Annotated in this window: 17 protein-coding genes, 2 tRNA genes and 2 rRNA genes; 7 read left to right on the top strand and 14 right to left on the bottom strand. The window is 41.4% G+C overall.

Annotated features, from left to right (window positions below; all coding sequences use genetic code 11):
* Positions 1–222 precede the first annotated feature (222 nt).
* Positions 223–549 carry a thioredoxin TrxA gene (gene trxA, locus GWI58_RS03440; RefSeq protein ID WP_004246355.1) on the bottom strand — a complete coding sequence of 109 codons (327 nt, stop codon included), beginning with the start codon at positions 547–549 and terminating at the stop codon, positions 223–225.
* A gap of 119 nt (positions 550–668) precedes the next feature.
* Here trxA and rhlB point away from each other — a divergent pair, with 119 nt between their 5' ends.
* Positions 669–1,967: an ATP-dependent RNA helicase RhlB gene (gene rhlB / locus GWI58_RS03445; protein ID WP_004249672.1), complete on the top strand. Its 1,299-nt coding sequence runs from the start codon at positions 669–671 to the stop codon at positions 1,965–1,967.
* A 3-nt stretch (positions 1,968–1,970) separates the two neighbouring features.
* Positions 1,971–3,479, top strand: coding sequence for a guanosine-5'-triphosphate,3'-diphosphate diphosphatase (gppA, locus tag GWI58_RS03450; RefSeq protein ID WP_004246357.1), 1,509 nt, complete (start codon positions 1,971–1,973; stop codon positions 3,477–3,479).
* Positions 3,480–3,553: 74 nt separating this feature from the next.
* Here the strand turns inward: gppA and rep are convergent, their stop codons facing one another.
* Complete coding sequence (gene rep / locus GWI58_RS03455) at positions 3,554–5,575, bottom strand: DNA helicase Rep (protein ID WP_004249673.1); 2,022 nt, start codon at positions 5,573–5,575, stop codon at positions 3,554–3,556.
* A 172-nt stretch (positions 5,576–5,747) separates the two neighbouring features.
* On the opposite strand from rep, the gene GWI58_RS03460 reads away from it, so the two are divergent.
* Complete coding sequence (locus GWI58_RS03460; protein WP_004253075.1) at positions 5,748–5,996, top strand: hypothetical protein; 249 nt, start codon at positions 5,748–5,750, stop codon at positions 5,994–5,996.
* Positions 5,997–6,266 carry a type II toxin-antitoxin system YafQ family toxin gene (locus tag GWI58_RS03465; protein WP_004246360.1) on the top strand — a complete coding sequence of 90 codons (270 nt, stop codon included), beginning with the start codon at positions 5,997–5,999 and terminating at the stop codon, positions 6,264–6,266.
* Between the two features lie 258 nt (positions 6,267–6,524).
* Here GWI58_RS03465 and ilvC read toward each other — a convergent pair whose 3' ends face one another.
* Positions 6,525–8,000: a ketol-acid reductoisomerase gene (gene ilvC / locus GWI58_RS03470; RefSeq protein ID WP_004246361.1), complete on the bottom strand. Its 1,476-nt coding sequence runs from the start codon at positions 7,998–8,000 to the stop codon at positions 6,525–6,527.
* A gap of 172 nt (positions 8,001–8,172) precedes the next feature.
* Between ilvC and ilvY the strand changes: the two genes are divergently transcribed.
* Positions 8,173–9,060 carry an HTH-type transcriptional activator IlvY gene (ilvY, locus tag GWI58_RS03475; RefSeq protein WP_004246362.1) on the top strand — a complete coding sequence of 296 codons (888 nt, stop codon included), beginning with the start codon at positions 8,173–8,175 and terminating at the stop codon, positions 9,058–9,060.
* On the opposite strand, the gene ilvA is transcribed toward ilvY, so the two are convergent.
* From ilvA to ilvL, 6 genes are all read right to left on the bottom strand, one after another.
* Positions 9,046–10,620: a threonine ammonia-lyase, biosynthetic gene (gene ilvA, locus GWI58_RS03480; protein WP_004246363.1), complete on the bottom strand. Its 1,575-nt coding sequence runs from the start codon at positions 10,618–10,620 to the stop codon at positions 9,046–9,048. The two genes, ilvY and ilvA, sit on opposite strands and share 15 nt — an antisense overlap.
* Positions 10,621–10,623: 3 nt before the next feature.
* Positions 10,624–12,474, bottom strand: coding sequence for a dihydroxy-acid dehydratase (ilvD, locus tag GWI58_RS03485; RefSeq protein WP_004249676.1), 1,851 nt, complete (start codon positions 12,472–12,474; stop codon positions 10,624–10,626).
* A gap of 72 nt (positions 12,475–12,546) precedes the next feature.
* A complete protein-coding gene (locus tag GWI58_RS03490; protein ID WP_004246365.1) occupies positions 12,547–13,473 on the bottom strand; it encodes a branched-chain amino acid transaminase in 927 nt (308 codons plus the stop codon).
* 10 nt (positions 13,474–13,483) lie between these two features.
* The gene (gene ilvM / locus GWI58_RS03495) at positions 13,484–13,762 is read right to left on the bottom strand and encodes an acetolactate synthase 2 small subunit (RefSeq protein ID WP_004246366.1); all 279 of its coding nucleotides are present in this window, start codon (positions 13,760–13,762) and stop codon (positions 13,484–13,486) included.
* Complete coding sequence (gene ilvG, locus GWI58_RS03500) at positions 13,759–15,408, bottom strand: acetolactate synthase 2 catalytic subunit (protein ID WP_161768899.1); 1,650 nt, start codon at positions 15,406–15,408, stop codon at positions 13,759–13,761. The genes ilvM and ilvG overlap by 4 nt, the downstream gene beginning before the upstream one ends.
* Before the next feature lie 129 nt (positions 15,409–15,537).
* Positions 15,538–15,639 carry an ilv operon leader peptide gene (gene ilvL / locus GWI58_RS03505; RefSeq protein WP_017827031.1) on the bottom strand — a complete coding sequence of 34 codons (102 nt, stop codon included), beginning with the start codon at positions 15,637–15,639 and terminating at the stop codon, positions 15,538–15,540.
* 444 nt (positions 15,640–16,083) lie between these two features.
* Here ilvL and GWI58_RS03510 point away from each other — a divergent pair, with 444 nt between their 5' ends.
* Entirely contained in the window at positions 16,084–17,616 is a 1,533-nt protein-coding gene (locus GWI58_RS03510) for a YifB family Mg chelatase-like AAA ATPase (protein WP_017627863.1), read from the top strand.
* 47 nt (positions 17,617–17,663) lie between these two features.
* Here GWI58_RS03510 and GWI58_RS03515 read toward each other — a convergent pair whose 3' ends face one another.
* Complete coding sequence (locus GWI58_RS03515; protein ID WP_004246370.1) at positions 17,664–18,002, bottom strand: DUF413 domain-containing protein; 339 nt, start codon at positions 18,000–18,002, stop codon at positions 17,664–17,666.
* 115 nt (positions 18,003–18,117) lie between these two features.
* Between GWI58_RS03515 and hdfR the strand changes: the two genes are divergently transcribed.
* Positions 18,118–18,942, top strand: a complete 825-nt coding sequence (hdfR, locus tag GWI58_RS03520) for an HTH-type transcriptional regulator HdfR (protein ID WP_036919565.1) — start codon at positions 18,118–18,120, stop codon at positions 18,940–18,942.
* A gap of 288 nt (positions 18,943–19,230) precedes the next feature.
* Here hdfR and GWI58_RS03525 read toward each other — a convergent pair.
* From GWI58_RS03525 to GWI58_RS03540, 4 genes are all read right to left on the bottom strand, one after another.
* Positions 19,231–19,306, bottom strand: a tRNA-Trp gene (locus GWI58_RS03525).
* A 7-nt stretch (positions 19,307–19,313) separates the two neighbouring features.
* A tRNA-Asp gene (locus GWI58_RS03530) sits at positions 19,314–19,390 on the bottom strand.
* 51 nt (positions 19,391–19,441) lie between these two features.
* Positions 19,442–19,557: ribosomal RNA gene (rrf, locus tag GWI58_RS03535) — 5S ribosomal RNA — on the bottom strand.
* Between the two features lie 117 nt (positions 19,558–19,674).
* Positions 19,675–20,841: ribosomal RNA gene (locus GWI58_RS03540) — 23S ribosomal RNA — on the bottom strand; the annotation flags it as partial.

Here is a 20,841-nt window from a genome sequence, read left to right on the forward strand (position 1 = left end):
ACAATATTCAAATAGTTTATATCAAAGCTCTAACAATCTGAACCTGATATTTAATATCTCAGACTTATTAACCATGTCATATCATATGACCAATAAAATCCGTTATATTATGTAAGTAAGTGGCGCTAACTTATCATGCTTCGAAGCGGACGTCTAGCGGTCAGTAACAGAAATACCAACAAGAACTAAACGTCCTTCGTTATTTTGGTGCTTTAAATCAAATTAGATGTTTTCGTCTAAGAACTCTTTTAATTGAGTTTTTGACAATGCACCAACTTTAGTCGCAGCAACTGCACCATTTTTGAATAAAATCAGTGTAGGGATACCACGAATACCGTATTTTGGTGCTGTCGCAGGGTTTTCATCGATATTTAGCTTCGCAACTGTTAATTTACCCGCGTATTCTGTTGCAACTTCATCTAGAATAGGAGCAATCATTTTACATGGGCCGCACCATTCAGCCCAGAAATCAACGAGCACGGGGCCGGTTGCTTGTAATACATCAACATCGAATGTGTTGTCAGATAAGTGAAGGATTTTATCGCTCATTGTTCTACTCCAAAGAATAATATTGACCGTACCAGTGTAACATTAAATAACAAAAGACTATCAGCATTTCAGCGGATATCCTTTTGTAATGCAACCTATAACTGATATTCTATTACATTATGAGCAAAACATATTTGACAGAAAAGAAGTTTTCCGACTTCGCCTTGCATCCAAAAGTGATAGAAGCCCTTGAGAAAAAAGGGTTCTCTAATTGTACACAAATTCAGGCATTGACGTTACCTATCACTGTGAAAGGTCATGACATTGCTGGGCAAGCCCAAACAGGAACAGGAAAAACGTTGGCGTTTTTAACCTCGACGTTTCATTATCTTTTAACTCACCCTGCAAAAGAAGGGCATGAAAAGAATCAACCTCGTGCACTGATTATGGCGCCAACGCGCGAATTAGCTGTGCAAATTTATACAGATGCACAACCTTTAGCACAAAGCACTGGTATTAAAATGGGTCTAGCCTATGGTGGAGATGGCTATGACGAACAACTTAAAGTATTAAATAACGGTGTAGATATCGTTATCGGTACCACAGGTCGTTTAATTGACTATGTAAAACAAGGTCACATTAATCTTAACGCTATTCAAGTTGTCGTACTTGATGAAGCAGACAGAATGTACGATCTGGGCTTTATTAAAGATATTCGCTGGTTATTCCGTCGCATGCCAAATGCCGCAGAGCGTATGAATATGCTCTTTTCCGCCACACTCTCATATCGTGTTAGAGAGTTAGCTTTCGAGCAGATGAATAACCCTGAATATGTAGAAGTTGAACCTGAACAAAAAACTGGTTTTAGCATAAAAGAAGAGCTGTTCTATCCTTCTAATGAAGAAAAAATGCGTCTTCTGCAAACCTTAATTGAAGAAGAGTGGCCAGAGCGCTGTATTATTTTTGCTAACACCAAACATCGTTGTGATGATATTTGGGCGCATCTTGCCGCAGATGGACACCGCGTAGGTCTATTAACAGGTGACGTGCCACAGAAAAAACGTCTGCGTATCCTAGAAGATTTTACCCAAGGTAATATTGATATTCTTGTGGCAACCGATGTTGCAGCTCGTGGTCTTCATATACCTTCTGTAACACATGTCTTTAACTATGATTTACCTGATGACTGTGAAGATTATGTACACCGTATAGGTAGAACTGGACGTGCGGGTAAAAGTGGTAACTCAATTAGCTTAGCCTGTGAAGAATACGCGTTGAATTTACCGGCGATTGAGACCTATATTCAACATGCTATTCCTGTTAGTAAATATAACAGTGATGCATTATTAACTGATTTACCTGAGCCCAAACGTCGTCATCGTCCTCGTCAAGGTCAGCCTCGTCGTAATAATTCGGCACCTCGTAGAGGAAATAATACTCAACGTAATAACCGTAATAAACGCCCGAGTCACTCATAAATTATGCTGAAATCCTCATCACTTTATGCTGCTATCGATTTAGGCTCTAACAGCTTTCATATGTTAGTCGTTCGTGAAATCGCGGGATCTATCCAAGTATTATCTCGCGTTAAACGTAAAGTCAGACTTGCTGCTGGCCTAAATAAAGAAAACGAGCTGTCAGAGCAGGCTATGGAGCGTGGTTGGCAATGCTTGCGACTGTTTTCTGAATATCTCAGAGATATTCCCGCAGAACAAATCCGAGTCGTTGCAACTGCGACCTTACGTATTGCTAAAAATGCAGATATTTTCGTCGCTAAAGCGTCTGAAATATTAGGCAATACGGTTCATGTTATCAGTGGTGAGGAAGAAGCACGCCTTATCTATCGTGGTGTTGCCCATACAACGGGTGGTGCAGAACAGCGCTTGGTGGTAGATATTGGTGGCGGTAGCACAGAATTAGTCACCGGTACGGGGGCTAAAACAACACAGCTAATGAGTTTGAGCATGGGTTGTGTAACATGGCTAGAGCGCTATTTTAGCGATCGCTCATTAACAGAAGAAAACTTTGCTCAAGCACAACAGGCAGCAAAAGCTATCCTTGCACCTGTGGCAGAAAAACTTATCCAACAAGGTTGGCAAGTTTGTGTGGGGGCATCGGGCACCGTTCAAGCATTACAAGAGATCATGATTGCTCAAGGAATGGATGAATTAATTACCTTACCTAAATTAGAGCGACTGAAACAAAAAGCCATTGAGTGTGGCAAGCTTGAAGAGTTAGAAATTGAAGGCCTTACTTTCGAAAGAGCGCTTGTTTTCCCTAGCGGATTAGCCATTCTGATCGCTATTTTTGAAACCCTGCATATTGAAAATATGATCTTAGCCGGTGGTGCACTACGTGAAGGCTTAGTCTACGGTATGTTGCATTTACCTATTGAGCAAGATATTCGTCAACGTACTTTGCGTAATATTCAGCGCCGTTTCCAAATTGATATTGAGCAAGCCCATCGTGTTCAACAATTAGCAGAGCATTTTTTCATTCAAGTCAGTAAAAGTTGGCAATTAGATAATCGCTGTCGTGAGCTACTTTCCAGTGCTTGTGCCTTACATGAAATCGGCTTAAGTGTTGACTTTCGCCAAGCGCCTTCACATGCCAGTTATTTAGTTTCTCACCTTGATTTACCTGGTTATACACCCGCGCAACGACGTTTAATCGCCTCATTTTTAAGAAATCAGAAGGGAATTATCGATCTCGCACCTTTGAATCAGCAAAATGCGCTACCGATAAATCAAGCATACCGCTTGGTACGTTTACTTCGCCTAGCAATTATTTTTGCCAGTCGTCGTCGAGATGATACTTTACCTGCACTGCGTTTACGTACTGAAGATGAAAAATTAATCATTACCTTGCCACATCAATGGATCGCTGAACATCCTTTACGTGCAGAAAATCTTCATGAAGAGATACAGTTACAAAGCTACGTTCATTGGCCATTAATGCTTGAAGAGCAAAATAACTCACGCATAGGTTAAAACGTCTAACCAGATTCAAAATAATCCCTTACTTATCATGCAAGTAAGGGATTTTATTTTTTACTGACAGACAGCTAAGGTTTATGTCTCGCCAGCATCGCTTTAAGCCCAGCGACCCCTTTTTGCCCTTTTTCTTGCTTTTCTTGAGCACTTAACACTTTCTTTTTATTGGTATCCCAATGGAGATCGTCTTGAGGCAATTCATATAGAAAACGACTGGGCTCTGGACGAATTAATTCACCGTATTGACGCCGCTCTTTACATAATGTGAAAGTTAATGTCTTTTGTGCTCGAGTAATACCGACATAAGCTAAACGCCGCTCTTCTTCAACGTTATCTTCATCGATACTACTTTGATGAGGCAAGATCCCCTCTTCCATGCCAACCAGAAAAACATGTGGAAATTCCAGTCCTTTTGAGGCGTGAAGTGTCATTAATTGCACTTGATCTAACTCTTCATCGGTTTCGCCACGCTCCATCATATCGCGCAGAGTAAAACGGTTGACCACTTGAGAGAGCGTCATGGGTTCATGTAACTCATCCCCCTCAAGCATTTCACTCATCCAAGAAAAAAGCTGGTTAATATTTTTCATTCTCATTTCAGCCGCTTTCGCGCTACTAGAGGTTTCATATAACCAACTTTCATAATCCATTTCATGAAGCAAATCACGTACAGCGAGCAAAGGCTCACGCTCTGATTGTTGTACAATTCGCGCCATCCACTGTGAAAAAGCCTGTAATGCACTTAAACCTCGCCCTGTTAACGTTTGGCTTAATCCCAAGTCAAAACAGGCATTAAATAAGCTTTTATCACGGACTTTAGCCCACTCCCCCAACTTTTGGATAGTCATCGGGCCTATTTCACGACGAGGCTTATTGACGATACGTAAGAATGCAGCATCATCATCCGGATTAGTGATCACTCTTAAGTAAGCCAAAATATCCTTGATCTCTTCACGGGAAAAAAACGAGGTTTCACCCGAAATGCGATAAGGAATGCGATTTTGCATCAAATACTTTTCAAAAATACGCGACTGGTGATTACCTCGATAGAGTATTGCGTAATCTTTATAATTAGTTTTATTAATAAAATGATGGGCAATCAGTTCCCCCGCTACACGCTCAGCTTCATGCTCTTCATTATTAGCGGTTAATACTCGTAGCTCATCCCCATAACCTAATTCTGAAAACAGCCGTTTTTCAAATACATGGGGATTATTTTCAATTAAAATATTAGCTGATTTTAAAATACGCCCTGATGAGCGATAGTTTTGTTCCAGTTTGATCACATTTAGCTGTGGGAAATCTTTTTGCAATAGCACCAGATTTTGGGGACGCGCACCACGCCATGAATAAATAGACTGATCATCATCCCCCACCACAGTGAAACGGGCTCTTTCGCCCACTAACCATTTCACCAACTCATATTGGCTTGTATTGGTATCTTGATATTCATCCACCAGCAGATAACGAATACGCTGTTGCCAGCGCGCCCTTACTTCTTCATTAGTACGTAATAGCAAGGTAGGCTTACTGATTAAGTCATCAAAATCCAATACATTACAGCTTAGTAAATGTTGCTCATAACGTCGAAAGCACTCGGCAAAAGTATGATCTTGTTGCGATTGTGCTCTACCAATCACTTGCTCAGGTGTAAGCATGTCATTTTTCCAGTTAGAGATTTGACTCTTTAACTGTGATAGCAAATCTTTATCTTCTTCTAATAAATCTACCGTTAATTCTTTTAATAATGCGGATTGGTCTTGATCATCAAACAAAGAAAAGTTGGATTTTATGCCTAATGCTTTGTATTCTCGCTTAATAATCTCCAATCCTAATGTATGGAAGGTCGAGATCATTAATCCTTTCGCCTCTTGTTTTCCCAATGTTTGAGCAACACGCTCTTTCATTTCACGCGCCGCTTTATTGGTAAAAGTCACCGCAGCAATCTGCTTAGCAGAATAACGGCATTGACGAATAAGGTAAGCAATTTTATTGGTTATCACCCGTGTTTTACCCGAGCCGGCTCCCGCCAAGACCAGACAAGGACCTGACACATATTCAACTGCTTTTTGCTGACCGGGATTTAATCGCATACTTTTTCCAAACTTCATTAACCAAGAATATCACGGGGAGTCATTGTAGCAGAAAGCGCATAGGAAAATGGTTCAGTTTTTTGAGCTTTATTTCTCTAGTTAAAGGAAGTTTAACCTTGTTTAATAAAGTTTTACTTTGTATAATATTCAAACAAATATGGAGGTGTGTATTATGAGTATAAAAAGCGAATTAATAGCCACTAAAGTTGATATAGAGCTCAAAGAGGCTTTTGTTGCAATAGCTCGAAATAAACACAGACCAGCCTCTCAAATCTTAAGAGATCTCATTCGAGTTTATGTGGAAAGTAATCAAACACAACCAAATGAAAAAACATTAAATACTTTTGCAAAAACAGATAAAGGTGATGATGTTTTTTATGCTGAAGATGCCCATGATTTATTCAAAAAATTGGATATCTAAATGCGAAAAGTGAGTTATTCAGGACAATTTAAAAAAGACTTAAAACTCGCAGAAAAGCGAGGAAAGGATATTAATAAACTAAAAGAGATTATATTACTATTAGTGCAAGGAAAACGACTACCTGCTCAATTGAAAGATCATCCATTAACAGGAAACTGGAAGCCTCGTCGAGATCTTCATATCGAACCTGATTGGCTACTTATTTATAAAATAGACAATGATACTGTTCATTTTGACAGAACTGGCTCACATTCTGATTTATTTAAATAAAAACCACATATCAAATTGATAGATATGTGGTTTTATCTTTTTAAAATATATTTAGCACTTATTTTTCTAAACTATCTATTTCAAGATAATAAACTTATATTCTGTTTTATCTTTTAAAATATATTAGTACTTATTTTTCTAAGCTATTTGCGTGAGAAGAAGGCGGCAAAGGAGGTTATCCCAAGGAGCATACATTAGTATGTAACTTGGGTAACCGAGTGCAGCCAACGCACTTATCGCGTAAAGAGCGACGAAAAATTAGTTGGCAACAGCAATCTTTTTCATATCCGTCATATACCCTCTTAATTTCTTACCGACAATCTCAATAGGGTGCTGACGAATGGCTTCATTGATATCACGCAATTGAGCATTATCTGTCCCACTATCTGGAACATGCTTCGCTAAATCGCCACTTTGCAACGTCGTCATAAACTCTTTTAACATCGGCACGGCGGCAAAAGAGAACAGATAGTTACCGTACTCCGCGGTATCTGAAATAACCACATTCATTTCATACAGACGTTTACGCGCAATCGTATTCGCGATTAATGGCAATTCATGCAGTGACTCATAATAGGCAGATTCAGCGATAATGCCCGCTTCAATCATCGTATCAAACGCCAGCTCAACACCCGTTTTAACCATCGCAACCATCAATACGCCATGATCAAAATACTCTTGCTCGCTGATTTTACCTTCATATTCAGGATAATTTTCAAATGCGCTTGCACCCGTTTCTTCACGCCATGTCAGCAAGTTTTTATCATCATTTGCCCAATCTGCCATCATGGTTTCAGAGAATTTACCTGAAATAATATCATCCATATGTTTAGCAAACAGTGGTGCCATAATCTCTTTTAATTGCTCTGATAAAGCATAAGCACGCATTTTGGCAGGATTAGATAATCTATCCATCATCAAGGTAATACCACCTTGCTTCAGGGCTTCTGTAATCGTTTCCCAACCAAACTGGATAAGCTTACCTGCATAGCCCGGTTCAACACCTTCAGCAACCATTTTGTCATAACACAGCAGAGAGCCGGCTTGTAACATACCACACAGGATAGTTTGTTCGCCCATCAGGTCTGATTTTACTTCCGCAACAAAAGATGATTCCAACACTCCCGCACGATGTCCACCTGTGGCTGCCGCCCATGCTTTCGCAATGGCCATACCTTCACCTTTAGCATCATTTTCTGGGTGAACAGCAATTAGGGTAGGTACACCAAAACCACGCTTATACTCTTCGCGCACCTCAGTACCTGGACATTTTGGCGCAACCATCACAACGGTAATATCGTCACGAATTTTTTCACCCACTTCAACGATATTAAACCCATGAGAATACCCCAAAGCGGCGCCTGACTTCATCAGTGGTTGAACGGCTTGAACAACGGCGGAGTGCTGTTTATCCGGCGTTAAGTTAACCACTAAATCGGCTTGCGGGATCAATGCTTCATAGGTTCCTACTTCAAAACCATTTTCAGTGGCACGACGCCATGAAGCACGCTTTTCATCAATAGCCTCTTGACGTAATGCGTAGGCGATATCCAGTCCTGAATCACGCATATTTAAACCTTGGTTTAAACCTTGTGCACCACAGCCAACAATAACGACTTTTTTACCTTTTAGATAATTAGCCTCATCGGCAAATTCGTCACGAGACATAAAGCGACATTTACCCAGTTGCGACAACTGCTGACGCAGATTCAATGTATTAAAATAATTGGCCATGAGCGACTCCCAAATCGTTGTGTATATGTTTGCTATTGTTATCCCCACTCTCGGTGAGGTATTGCATGACTTTACTATAGGGGATGAAAGCCATTGCTTAAATTGATATATTTACAAGATGATGTTGCAATAAATGCAACGTTATTTTTACTATTTACCTAGGCGGCTGACCATGGATATTCGCGATCTCAAACTCTTCTTACATCTTGCTGAAAGTTGCCATTTCACCAAGACTGCGCAAGCCATGCACGTCAGTCCATCCACGCTTTCACGTCAGATCCAGCGTCTTGAAGAACAACTAGGGCATCCACTTTTTTTGCGTGATAACCGCCAAGTCACACTGACTGATGCAGGGGAGCAACTTAAACGTTATGCTCAACACACCTTATTGCAATATAAGCAACTCAAACATACGCTAAACCAGAACAGTCCCAGCTTGTCTGGAGAGCTACGTCTATTTTGTTCAGTCACTGCAGCTTATAGTCACCTTCCGCCGATCCTTGACCGTTTTCGTGCGGAAAATCCCTTAGTCGAGATAAAATTGACTACCGGTGATGCCGCAGATGCTGTGGATAAAGTTATCTCAGATGAAGCCGATTTAGGTATTGCAGGAAAACCAGAGAAGTTGCCTGAAAATATCTGCTTTGAGAAAATAGGCGAGATCCCCTTAGTTCTTATTGCCCCTGCTCTACCGGGTAATGTTCGACACCTTGCTACACAAGAAAAACCGGATTGGCTCAATATTCCCTTTATCATTCCTGAACACGGCCCATCACGACAGCGCATTGCTTTATGGTTTAAACGCCATCGAATTCAAAATCCTCTTATTTATGCCACTGTTTCAGGGCATGAAGCGATTGTTTCAATGGTTGCTCTTGGTTGTGGTATCGCACTTATTCCGCAAGTTGTCGTCGATAACTGCCCTGAGCCGGTACGAAACCGTATCTCTTTGCTCGATAATATATCACTGGTAGAACCCTTTGAACTTGGCGTTTGTGGTTTACACAAACGCCTTCAAGAGCCTGTGATCAGTGCGTTTTGGCGCCTACTCCACCACTAAGCTGGCTGTTTGTGGTGAAAGAAATAACTGAAAAGACGGATTTCCTGTCTCATCATGATATTCATAACCTAACGCATCTAAATGCCGTTCAAAACGCCCTTCCGTTTCAGGTAACTCAAACGCCACCAGCACACGGCCATAATCAGTACCATGGCTTCGGTAATGAAATAGCGTAATATTCCAGTAAGTCCCTAATGTCTTAAGAAACTTCATTAATGCACCCGGTGCTTCTGGAAACTCAAAGCTAAACAGACGCTCTTTTAATGGCTGGTTAGGGCGACCACCGACCATATAACGCACATGCAATTTTGCCATCTCATCATCGGAGAGATCGGAGACTTGATAACCCGCCTCCGTTAGCTGTTGCACGATTTCCTTACGCTCTTGTAGCCCTTGGCTTAAACGCACACCGACAAAAATACGTGCATTTTCTGGATCGGCATCGCTATAACGATAGTTAAATTCAGTAACAACACGTTGCCCTAAAATTTGGCAAAAACGCAAAAAACTACCCTTTTGTTCGGGAATTGTAACGGCAAATAGCGCTTCTCGTTTTTCACCTAGTTCACAACGTTCCGAAACATAACGTAAGCCATGGAAATTGACATTAGCGCCAGAAAGTACGTGGGCTAAACGTTCCCCTTTGATCTGATGCTCCTCAACATATTTTTTTAGCCCTGCTAATGCTAAAGCACCAGAAGGCTCTGCAATAGCGCGTACGTCCTCAAACAGATCTTTTACAGCGGCACAAATTGCATCACTATCAACGGTTATCACATCATCAACATACTTTTGGCATAAACGGAAGGTTTCATCGCCAATACGTTTGACAGCGACACCTTCGGCAAATAATCCAACGCGAGGTAACTCAACAGGATGTCCTGCTTCTAACGCTGCTTTTAAACAAGCAGCATCTTCTGCCTCAACACCAATGATCTTTATTTCAGGCATCAGTTGTTTAATTAATACAGCAACCCCAGCAATTAAACCGCCGCCGCCAACAGGTACAAAAATACGATCAAGATGGACGTCCTGTTGTAACAGCTCCATTGCTAATGTTGCTTGCCCGGCAATCACGGCGGGATGATCAAAAGGAGGCACAAAGGTATATCCCATCTCTTTTGCCAAAGCGATGGCTTTTGCTTTTGCTTCATCAAAGTTAGCCCCATACAACAACGCTTCACCACCAAACTGGCGTACGGCATCCACTTTGATATCCGCCGTTGCAATAGGCATTACAATTAATGCTTTTACACCCATTCGATTAGCTGATAACGCCACCCCTTGGGCATGATTTCCCGCTGATGCAGTAACCACCCCTTTTGCCTTTTGCTCCGGCGTTAACCCTGCAATCATGTTATAAGCGCCACGCAGTTTAAAGCTATGTACCGGTTGTCGGTCTTCTCGTTTAACTAAAATGGTATTTTCTAGACGCTGAGAAATTTTTGCCATCTCTTGCAAAGGTGTCACGACAGCAGCTTCATAAACAGGCGCACTTAATGCGGCTTTTAAATATTCAGCACTACTTGGTGCTGAAGTTAAAGGTCTAAAGGCTGCCATGAGTTAGCCCCCTAGTTTAGATTTGTCACGTACAGCACCTTTGTCTGCACTGGTTGCTAAAGACGCGTAGGCACGTAAAGCAAAAGAGACTTGGCGCTGCCTATCTTTAGGTGTCCACGCTTTATCTCCACGAGCAAGTTGTGCTTCACGACGGGCTGCTAGTGTTTTCTCATCTACCCGTAAGTTAATTTCGCGATTTGGAATATTGATATCAACAATATCCCCTTCTTCCACTAAACCAATGATCCCACCATTTGCCGCTTCCGGTGAAACGTGTCCGATAGATAACCCCGAGGTTCCACCAGAAAAACGTCCATCCGTGATTAATGCGCACGCTTTGCCTAATCCCATTGATTTTAAATATGAGGTTGGATAGAGCATTTCTTGCATGCCGGGCCCCCCTTTAGGGCCTTCATAACGGATAATGACCACATCACCCGCAACGACCTTGCCACCTAAAATTGCCTCTACCGCATCATCTTGGCTTTCGTATACTTTAGCAGGGCCACTAAACACTAAATTATCTTCATCCACACCCGCGGTTTTAACAATGCAGCCATCTTGCGCTAAATTACCTGATAACACGGCCAAACCACCATCTTGGCTATAAGCATGCGCTTTACTGCGGATACACCCCTGTTCACGATCGGTATCTAAAGTCGGCCAACGGCAATCTTGTGAAAAAGCTTTTGTGGTACGAATACCTGCGGGACCGGCTTGGTACATTGATTTCACTTGCTCATCTTGGCTTAGCATCACATCATATTGTGCTAATGTTTCAGGCAAACTTAAGCCTAAGATATTATTAACATTGCGATTAAGTAATCCTGCTCTGTCTAATTCACCTAAAATCCCCATCACCCCACCTGCTCGATGCACATCTTCCATATGATATTTTTGGGTACTTGGTGCCACCTTACATAAATGAGGAACTTGGCGAGAAAGTCTGTCGATATCTTCCATCTTAAAATCAACATCACCTTCTTGCGCGGCAGCTAATAGATGTAAAACGGTATTTGTTGATCCCCCCATGGCGATATCTAAGATCATCGCATTTTCAAATGCTTCTTTTTTAGCGATATTACGTGGTAATGCAGATAGATCATCTTGTTCGTAATAACGTTTCGTTAATTCAACAATACGCTTACCCGCATTAATAAATAATGTTTTACGATCAGCATGGGTTGCTAATAATGAACCATTACCCGGCTGCGATAATCCTAACGCTTCAGTCAAACAATTCATTGAGTTTGCCGTAAACATACCAGAGCATGATCCACATGTAGGGCAAGCAGAACGCTCAATTTGTTCACTATCAGCATCACTGACATTAGGATTAGCCCCTTGGATCATCGCATCAACCAGATCTAACTTGATCAATTGATCAGAAAGCTTGGTTTTACCCGCTTCCATCGGTCCACCAGAAACAAAAATGACTGGGATATTTAAGCGCAAAGACGCCATCAGCATACCCGGTGTGATTTTGTCGCAGTTAGAAATACATACCATGGCATCTGCACAATGTGCATTGACCATATATTCCACAGAATCAGCAATTAACTCACGGGAAGGTAACGAATAAAGCATGCCACCATGTCCCATCGCGATACCGTCATCCACCGCAATAGTATTAAATTCTTTAGCCACACCACCCGCAGCTTCAATTTGCTCTGCAACCAGTTTTCCTAAATCCCGCAAATGCACATGACCGGGTACAAATTGAGTAAATGAATTTACAACTGCGATAATAGGTTTACCAAAATCAGCGTCAGTCATTCCTGTTGCACGCCATAATGCGCGGGCGCCAGCCATGTTGCGACCATGTGTCGTTGTTGCTGAACGGTATTTAGGCATTTTTCACACTCCTGCGATAATAACAGCGAGTAGGGAACGAACTACTCGCTCAATAAATGTATTTAATTATGATTATGGATTGACAGGATCTAACCAGCCGTATTTGTCTTCGGTTTCACCCGTAAACAAACCAAAGAAAGCTTTCTGAATAGCTTTTGTTACTGGACCACAGCGACCAATACCAACTTGAATACCATCAACGCTACGAACTGGTGTAATTTCTGCAGCGGTACCAGACATAAACACTTCATCAGCAAGATAGAGAGATTCTCGAGACAGTACTTGTTCACGAATTTCATAACCGAGATCTTTCGCTAATTTAATAATTGCGTCGCGAGTGATCCCCGGTAGCGCAGATGAGGTAAATGGAGGAGTAAAAATAACGCCATCTTTTACTTCAAATAAGTTCTCACCAGCCCCTTCAGAAAGATAACCATGAACATCTAATGCAATCCCTTCTTGATAACCATGGCGACGAGCTTCACTGCCCACTAACAATGAAGAGAGATAATTACCTCCTGCTTTGGCAGCCGTAGGAATAGTATTAGGTGCTGCTCGATGCCAAGAAGAGACCATCGCATCAATCCCTTTATCTAACGCCTCTTCACCTAAATATGCCCCCCATGGGAATGCAGCAATAATGATATCGGTTTTATAACCTTCTGGTGGATTAACCCCCATTCCGACATCACCAATAAAAACTAAAGGACGAATATAAGCGCTGACTAACTGGTTTTTGCGCAATGTTTCGCGACAAGCTTCCATTAACTCATCAACACTTTGCGCGACAGGCATACGATAAATTTTGGCAGAATCATGCAATCGTTGCATATGCTCACGATGGCGAAAAACGACAGGCCCTTTATGGGAATCGTAGCAACGTACTCCTTCAAATACAGACGTTCCATAATGTAGTGCGTGAGACATGACATGTACTTTTGCCTCAGCCCATGGAACCATTTCACCGTTGAACCAAATATAATCAGCTTGCTTTGTCATTCTTCTATCCTTACATGGCACTAAGTGCACTTATGAATTGTAATTTTTCTTTTTGTTGTTGATGTAAGACCTGAATACCTGCAACATCAGCTAACTTTGTTAACTGGCTACATAAAAGATCAACAGGTCGTTGACTGCTCACAGTCAGAGCTAAATTAATATAGTTACTTTCTGTGATATTCATATTCATTGAGCATATATGAAAACCACGGTGGCGGATAACTCTCAAGATACGTTCTAAGATCTCTGGACAAAAACGGGCTTCAATTGTGATATTGTGTTGGTTCATTTTGATTTCTCCATCATCTCATCATTGCTTGCGCCCGGCGGGACTAAAGGCCAGACATTCTCTGCATCATCGATAGATACCTGTAATAAATAAGGGCCATCACTGGTTAATAAACATTTAATTGCTTCAGCAACCTGTGCTTTTTCTGTAATACGCTGCCCCGGAATATCAAAAGCTTTTGCCAAAGCAACAAAATCAGGGTTGTCCGTTAAAATGGTTTCACTATAACGTTGCTCAAAAAACAGCTCTTGCCATTGGCGCACCATACCAAGCCGCTGGTTATCCAATAACACCAATTTAATAGGTAATTGCTTACGCTTAATGGTGCCTAACTCCTGCACATTCATCATAAAAGAGCCGTCACCAGAGACACAGATAACACACGCATCAGGTCTAGCTATTTGCGCACCAATAGCCGCGGGGATACCAAATCCCATCGTGCCTAACCCACTAGAAGTAATAAAATTTTCTGGCGCATCAAATGTCATATGCTGTGCTGACCACATTTGGTGCTGTCCAACATCTGTTGTCACAATGCTATTTTCAGGCTTAGCATCAGATAACTGTTTTAACAATAAAGGAGCATAAATTGCTTCACCGGGATGATCATAGCGCCAAGCATATTCAGCGATTAATTGCTGTACCTCTTCTTGCCATGCCTCAATAGCTAACGGTTGAGATAACTTAGGTAATAACACTTTGGCATCACCTAACAAAGCAATATGGGCTTGTTTTAATTTATTAAGCTCTGCGTAATCGATATCGATATGGATCACTTTTGCATTGGGTGCAAAAGTATTTAAACGACCCGTTACGCGATCATCAAAACGAGCACCTACAGCAATTAATAAGTCACTACGTTGAACGGCATAATTAGCAGCTTTTGTACCATGCATACCCAACATACCTAAATAATTGACATCAAATGCATTAGCACAACCTAACCCTTTCAATGTCGAAACAACGGGGATTTGCGTCTGTTTTACAAAAGATCTTAGCGCCTCAACACCTTGGCTCATTGCTACACCGCCCCCAACATACAAAATCGGCTTTTCCGCTTGTGCTAACATCTGCAGAGCCTGCGCGATTTCATGTTCGGGATAGGGAAACTCTTGCTCTTGTGGCAATGGATAATCAGCTAAATGTGAAGCATCTGCTAATTGCACATCTTTAGTAATATCAATTAACACAGGGCCTGGACGCCCTTGCTTAGCGATCGAAAATGCTTCTGATACGACTCTTGGCAGTTCATTCACATCAGAAACCAGAAAACTATGTTTGGTGCATGCTAAAGAGAGCCCAAGTACATCCACCTCTTGAAAAGCATCTGTCCCGATTAAATTTGAAGCAACTTGCCCTGTGATAGCAACAACAGGCACAGAATCTAACAATGCATCAGCAAGACCTGTGATGACATTAGTAGCGCCTGGGCCTGATGTCGCGATACAGACACCAGTTGTACCGCTAGAACGAGCAAATCCGATAGCAGCGATAGCGGCTCCCTGTTCATGACGACACAAAACATGTTCGACACCGCCATCATAGAGTGCGTCATACACAGGCATAATCGCACCGCCAGGATAACCAAAGACCGTTTCCACTCGCTGTTTTCGTAATGCTTGAACTAACCACTGTGCTCCATTCATTCTTTCACCCTGCGTCTTAACTTCTTGTTTAATATTAATTTATTTTCTTTTTTATTCTCTTTAAAAACCTTGGCTCAAAAAAAACCCCCGCGCCTTTCGGTGCGGGGGTTTTTCTGAGATCCGGCTAGTTTAGTTAGCCTTTCTTCGTCCTAGTGCAGCCCCGCACAGTGGGTTAATAATCACCACCACGCTGACAATAATTAGGCTAATCACTAGGACGATAGTATTCATAATATTAAAATTCTTTTTCTGTAGTAAAAAATAGTCTGTGTTGTGTTCTCTTTCACTCTGTCCTTTTAGAGTTACCATGATATTTTCATGTTGACAATGATTATTTTTAAAATAATCCTAACCACATGAAACATATAGCTATTTTTATCTCTCCATAACGCATCAGAATATAACACTGCTTAATAATTATATTGCAGTGGTTAATACTGAAAGAAAAACCATTAATTTACTATTTATTCTGTTAATAGAAATAATTAAATTCAAAAATAAAAAGTTTCGTATAAATAATAATTTTTTATCAAATAATTATTTTTTAACTTTATTTATTTTCTATATTTTTCAATAAATTAAATATTTACGAGATATCTCTCATTTAATTAACTTCTTATTTAACACCTCAATAAAAATAAATTAAAAAGAGAGAAAATAATGGAGAATAAAAAAATGGCATTAGCAGTAATATATACGCGAGCCTCATTAGGGATCTCTGCACCACTTATTACTATTGAGGCTCATATTAGTCAGGGATTACCAGGACTCACTTTAGTTGGTTTACCTGAAACTGTCGTAAAAGAAGCGAAAGATAGGGTAAGAAGCGCATTAATAAATAGTGGATATAGTTATCCAGCAAAAAGAATTACAATTAATCTTTCACCCGCTGATTTACCTAAAGAAGGAGCCCGCTATGATTTACCCATTGCGTTAGCTATCTTAATTGCCTCAGAGCAATTAATCTCTGATAAATTAAATAGTTATGAATTTATCGGTGAGCTTGCACTTTCCGGTAAATTACAAAAAGTGAATGCGGTTATTCCCTCAATTTTAAGCGCCAACAAAGATAATAGAATATCTATCATTTCTATTGAACATCAATCAGAAGTTTCGCTCTTACCTAATAAATCCGCGTTATTAGCGAGCCATCTTTTGGATATTTGTCATCATTTAGAAAATAACACTCCATTAATTGAAGCTAAAAACAATATTAATCACAAAACAATTGAAAACCAAAATAATAAAGATATTAGTGATATTATTGGACAAAATAACGCAAAAAGAGCTGCAGAAATCACTGCAGCAGGAAATCACAACATTTTATTTCTTGGCCCTCCTGGCACAGGAAAAACAATGTTGGCACAACGCATTAATACTCTCTTACCTCCACTTACAGCTAAAGAAGCCCTTGATGTATTAATTATCAGTAGCCTATCAAATACGATACATCATGATGGTAAATGGCCTTTACGTCCTTTTAGAGCACCTCATCATACGGCATCTGCCGTTGCTTTAACCGGAGGTGGATCTATTCCTAAACCCGGTGAAATTACACTTGCACACCATGGCATTTTATTTTTAGATGAATTGCCGGAATTTGATAGACGTGTGTTAGATGCACTTAGAGAGCCTCTTGATGCGCGCAAAATTACCATTTCACGTGCTAAAGCCAAAATTAGCTATCCCGCAAATGTGTTACTTGTCGGTGCATTAAATCCAAGTCCTACAGGGCACTATCAAGGTACTCATAATCGAACGCCCGTAAAACAAGTATTACGTTATTTAAGCAAAGTATCGGGACCTTTTTTAGATAGGTTTGACTTATCCGTTGAAATGCCATTATTACCTCAAGGTGCATTACTACAATCGACCCATACAAATGAATCGAGTAGCATCATACGATCTCGAGTTTTACAAGCCAGGGAACGTCAGTTCCAGCGAAGTGGCAAGCTTAATACTTATTTATCAAGTAAAGAGATTGAACATTTTTGTCAATTACATACCGAAGATGCACTCTTTCTTGAAGAGACATTGAATAAATTAGGCTTATCTATTCGTGCATGGCATAAAATTTTAAGAGTTTCGAGAACTATTGCCGATCTTGAGAATGAGCAAAAAATACAACGAAATCATCTTATTGAAGCGTTGAGTTTTCGCGCCATGGATAGACTGATGATCTATTTACAAAAACAGTTAGAAGGGTAAGTAAAAAAGGAGCGAAATACGCCCCTTTTAAATTAAAACTAATGATATTAATCATCAGAATCGGTATAGTCATCAGATGGATCGAGCTGTGGCTTTCCACCCGATAAGGTATGAAAACGTTTTGGACGACTTATACGACTGGTATATTTCTTCCAAATTTTTTCTTCAACAGTAGCTGCTTCTCGTTCGCCACGACACATGGCAACAAATAATTTTTCCGCTTCAGTTGCAGGCTCTCGTTTGCCTAAATCAAGTTCATTGAAAGCTTGACCATGACGTTCCAATATCTGGGCTTCCTTGATAGTGAAATCGCCATGACGAGAAAAACCACGCGGATAATGTTTATTGTCAAAAAAACGATTAGTCGTGATAAAACTTTCTGCCATCTGACACACTCCTAATTCTCTATCGTCATACTTATGGCGCGGAGTATTAGGGAGTCATGCGGTTCTGTAAAACAAAATATTTAAATCGTAACGACAAATTTTTTTGGAGATAGATGTGGATACCGAATTACTGAAAACCTTTTTGGAAGTCAGTAAGACAAGACACTTTGGCCGAGCCGCTGAATCTCTTTATTTAACACAGTCTGCGGTCAGTTTTAGAATACGCCAATTAGAAACCCAACTTGGGACAAATTTGTTTACTCGCCATCGTAACAATATTCGCTTAACACTCGCTGGAGAAAGGCTTATCCCTTATGCTGAGTCATTAATGAATACCTGGTTACAGGCAAAAAAAGAAATTAGCCACGCCTCCCAACACTCAGAACTTTCAATTGGTGCGACAGCATCGCTCTGGGACGCTTATCTAACCTCTTGGCTACAAGAGGCTTACTTAAAAAGAAATGAGCTTAGAATTGAATCTAGAGTCTCTACAAGGCAATCTCTAGTAAAGCAACTTCATGCTCGTGAGCTAGATCTGCTTTTTACTACAGAAGCACCCAAAATGGATGAGTTGGAAAGTAAAGTAATTGGCAATATCACATTTCAACTAATGAAAAGAGCATCACACCTGAACCAGCAAAGCGCACAATTTATCAAAATTGAGTGGAGTGCTGATTTGTCACCACTTTCACAAAATAGCTCTGCACCAAAAACAGAACCTATTTTGACAACAAATTCAGCTATGATTGCTTATCAGTTAATGAAAACAACAAATGCCGTTGCTTTTTTACCTACTCATTGGCTCGATTTATATCCCGATCTCTCACCAGCAGCAGTAGAGATCATCCAAAAACCGCTATTTGCTGTATGGCTCAATACCAGTGATCAACAAGTGTTAATTCAGCAACTTCTTTCTCAACCTGTCTCCAACCATCAGTAGCATTGTGCTTCAGTCAAATTGATATATCAGTAATAAAATTGATGATTGAAGCACATGTTATTACTAATAACAGATTCAATACCCAGAAAAATATTATGTGAATAATGTTAGATTAATCATTTGGATGATACATAGAGTTATAAATACGATTTAGGATTGGAAGAGTTGGAAGGATTGGAAGGATTGGAAGGATTGGAGAAAAATATAGTGGTTTTTATATAACAAAAAGCCCAGTTAATTAACTGGGCTACAAAGTAGTATAAATTTTGTTATTACTTAATTGGTAACTGGCAGGGGCGGAGAGGCTCGAACTCCCAACACCCGGTTTTGGAGACCGGTGCTCTACCAATTGAACTACGCCCCTAAATAGTTGGCGGAACGGACGGGACTCGAACCCGCGACCCCCTGCGTGACAGGCAGGTATTCTAACCAACTGAACTACCGCTCCGCTTATTCTTTACGCACTTAATGTCTTTTTACATTAAGGCTTTAATTTAATGCTTGGCAGTTCCCTACTCTCACATGGGGAGACCCCACACTACCATCGGCGCTACGGCGTTTCACTTCTGAGTTCGGCATGGGATCAGGTGGGACCACCGCGCTATGGCCGCCAAGCAAATTCGGTTTTAATTACCCGTTATCTTCTGTTATCACAGTCTATAACCAGTAATTCAATCTTGAACAAGCTGACTTCATCGTTTCGTCTCTCTGACAAAACACTTTCGGTGTTGTCAGGTTAAGCCTCACGGTTCATTAGTACTGGTTAGCTCAACGTATCGCTACGCTTACACACCCAGCCTATCAACGTCTTAGTCTTAAACGTTCCTTTAGGTCGCTTAAAGCGACAGGGAAGACTCATCTCGAGGCAAGTTTCCCGCTTAGATGCTTTCAGCGGTTATCTCTTCCGCACTTAGCTACCGGGCAATGCCATTGGCATGACAACCCGAACACCAGTGGTGCGTTCACTCCGGTCCTCTCGTACTAGGAGCAACCCCTCTCAATCTTCCAACGCCCACGGCAGATAGGGACCGAACTGTCTCACGACGTTCTAAACCCAGCTCGCGTACCACTTTAAATGGCGAACAGCCATACCCTTGGGACCTACTTCAGCCCCAGGATGTGATGAGCCGACATCGAGGTGCCAAACACCGCCGTCGATATGAACTCTTGGGCGGTATCAGCCTGTTATCCCCGGAGTACCTTTTATCCGTTGAGCGATGGCCCTTCCATTCAGAACCACCGGATCACTAAGACCTACTTTCGTACCTGCTCGAGCCGTCACTCTCGCAGTCAAGCTGGCTTATGCCTTTGCACTAACCGCATGATGTCCGACCATGCTTAGCCAACCTTCGTGCTCCTCCGTTACTCTTTAGGAGGAGACCGCCCCAGTCAAACTACCCACCAGACACGGTCCCCGACCCAGTTTATGGGCCTAGGTTAGAACATCAAACGTTAAAGGGTGGTATTTCAAGGTTGGCTCCATGCAGACTGGCGTCCACACTTCAAAGCCTCCCACCTATCCTACACATCAAGGCTCAATGTTCAGTGTCAAGCTATAGTAAAGGTTCACGGGGTCTTTCCGTCTTGCCGCGGGTACACTGCATCTTCACAGCGAGTTCAATTTCACTGAGTCTCGGGTGGAGACAGCCTGGCCATCATTACGCCATTCGTGCAGGTCGGAACTTACCCGACAAGGAATTTCGCTACCTTAGGACCGTTATAGTTACGGCCGCCGTTTACTGGGGCTTCGATCAGGAGCTTCGCCTTACGGCTAACCCCATCAATTAACCTTCCAGCACCGGGCAGGCGTCACACCGTATACGTCCACTTTCGTGTTTGCACAGTGCTGTGTTTTTAATAAACAGTTGCAGCCAGCTGGTATCTTCGACTGGCTTCAGC

The organism is Proteus sp. G2674 (assembly GCF_009915195.1).
Taxonomy (GTDB): Bacteria; Pseudomonadota; Gammaproteobacteria; order Enterobacterales; family Enterobacteriaceae; genus Proteus; species Proteus mirabilis.